At 33.5% G+C, this 1,130-nt stretch carries 1 protein-coding gene; it reads left to right on the top strand.

The annotated features are described in order from the left end of the window. Positions 1–52 precede the first annotated feature (52 nt). On the top strand, positions 53–1,075 hold the full coding sequence (locus tag SK086_RS13575; RefSeq protein WP_324692343.1) for an IS30 family transposase: 1,023 nt from the start codon (positions 53–55) through the stop codon (positions 1,073–1,075). Positions 1,076–1,130 lie beyond the last annotated feature (55 nt).

Raw genomic sequence — 1,130 nt, 5'->3', positions numbered from 1 at the left:
CGTAAATTCAATAACTTAATGCAACAAATTATAATTTTTAAATTTGTTGTATATGAAAGCAAAACGTAATCGATTAACCCTTGCTGAACGTGTCGTTATTCAGACATTACTCCAAGAAAAAAAATCAATATCATACATCGCTAAACAACTCTCAAGAGATAGATCTTCTATTCACAGAGAAGTCAAGAAATGGGTAAGAAAACCAACAGATAAATACAATGCTGAACTAGCTCAATTTTGCGCAAAAGAAGAGTATTTAAACAAAAGAAATTTAGATAAGATAAATACATTTTTCAAACTAAAAGTCTTTGTATACAAAGGATTGTTAAGTGACTTCTCCCCGGAACAGATTGCCGGAAGCATCAAAGATATTTATCCTAATGACACAATAATGTCAATCTCACATGAAGCTATTTACCAACATATTTACAGACATCGACAATCAAGATTAGGCAGAAAATTAATAGCACTTCTACCCTACAATCATTCCAGAAGAAGAAAACACAGAAAGTATGGAACAAAAAGAGTGCGAATTCCTGACGCTATTTCTATTGAACAAAGACCTTTACATGTAGAAAACAGAATGGAAATTGGTCATTGGGAAGGTGATACAATTGTAGGTCTTGGACAAAAAAGCGCCATCGCAACTGTTGTAGAAAGAAAAACCAGATACACGTTTATTCTCTATCTAAAAGACCGAAAATCAGAAACAGTAACACACGAAATAGCAAAGCATTTAAACAACTTAAACCCAGAACTAAGAAAAACGATGACTTATGACAACGGAATGGAAATGGCCAATCATAAATGGCTCACAACACAAACAGGAATGGATATATACTTTGCGCATCCTTACTCGCCTTGGGAAAGAGGCACTAATGAAAACACAAATGGCCTAATTAGACGCTATTTCCCAAAGAAAACCGACTTTAACGAAATAACAGAGCAACAACTCAAAAACGTGCAGGAAAAGCTTAATAACAGACCTAGAAAGGTGCTTAATTATAAAACCCCAAGCTATATGATGGAAATTGAAATAAACAAAATAAAATATCAGAATTATAAACTAAATTAATAACTTTGAGCATAACCAAAAAGACCATGTGTTGCATTAAGGTCTTGAATCCACC

The sequence above is a fragment of the Flavobacterium cheonhonense genome, assembly GCF_035671315.1.
Lineage (GTDB): Bacteria > Bacteroidota > Bacteroidia > Flavobacteriales > Flavobacteriaceae > Flavobacterium > Flavobacterium cheonhonense.
This window is presented reverse-complemented; position numbering and strand designations above follow the sequence as displayed.

Coding starts and splice junctions, on each gene's coding strand:
- SK086_RS13575 (WP_324692343.1), top strand. CDS start 53: ATGAAAGCAAAACGTAATCGATTAACCCTTGCTGAACGTGTCGTTATT.